The sequence below is a fragment of the Salibacterium lacus genome (genome assembly GCF_042684865.1).
Taxonomy (GTDB): domain Bacteria; phylum Bacillota; class Bacilli; order Bacillales; family Marinococcaceae; genus Salibacterium; species Salibacterium lacus.
Map to the genome: position 1 here is coordinate 1 of NZ_JBHUML010000009.1, position 908 is coordinate 908.

Here is a 908-nt window from a genome sequence, read left to right on the forward strand (position 1 = left end):
TACAGCCAGGGTAGTATCCCACCAGCGCCTCTTCCGAACCTGGCGGTCCGGATTCCAAGGCTCCTACCTATCCTGTACAAGCTGTACCAAAATCCAATATCAAGCTGCAGTAAAGCTCCATGGGGTCTTTCCGTCCTGTCGCGGGTAACCTGCATCTTCACAGGTACTATAATTTCACCGGGTCTCTCGTTGAGACAGTGCCCAAGTCGTTGCACCTTTCGTGCGGGTCGGAACTTACCCGACAAGGAATTTCGCTACCTTAGGACCGTTATAGTTACGGCCGCCGTTTACTGGGGCTTCGATTCGAAGCTTCTCCCCCGAAAGGGGATAACATCTCCTCTTAACCTTCCAGCACCGGGCAGGTGTCAGCCCCTATACTTCGCCTTGCGGCTTCGCAGAGACCTGTGTTTTTGATAAACAGTCGCTTGGGCCTTTTCACTGCGGCTTTCCCGGGCTCAGCACCCAGGAAAGCACCCCTTCTCCCGAAGTTACGGGGTCATTTTGCCGAGTTCCTTAACGAGAGTTCTCCCGAGCGTCTTAGAATTCTCATCCCACCTACCTGTGTCGGTTTGCGGTACGGGCACCTCTTCCCTCACTAGAGGCTTTTCCTGGCAGTGTAGGGCCGGGAACTTCGGTACTGTTATTTCCCTCGCCGTCGCCGCTCGACGTTGTCAATGAACGGATTTGCCTGTTCATCCGCCTTACGGCTTGGACGCGCTATTCCAGCAGCGCGCTTGCCCTTCCTTCCTGCGTCCCCCCGTCGTTCAAACGGGAAGGAGGTGGTACAGGAATTTCAACCTGTTTGCCATCGCCTACGCCTTTCGGCCTCGGCTTAGGTCCCGACTAACCCTGAGCGGACGAACCTTCCTCAGGAAACCTTAGGTTTTCGACGGAAGGGATTCTCACCC

The 908-nt window shown here is 55.4% G+C and carries 1 rRNA gene; it reads right to left on the reverse strand.

Annotated features, from left to right (window positions below):
* Positions 1-908: ribosomal RNA gene (locus tag ACFSUB_RS17935) — 23S ribosomal RNA — on the reverse strand; the annotation flags it as partial.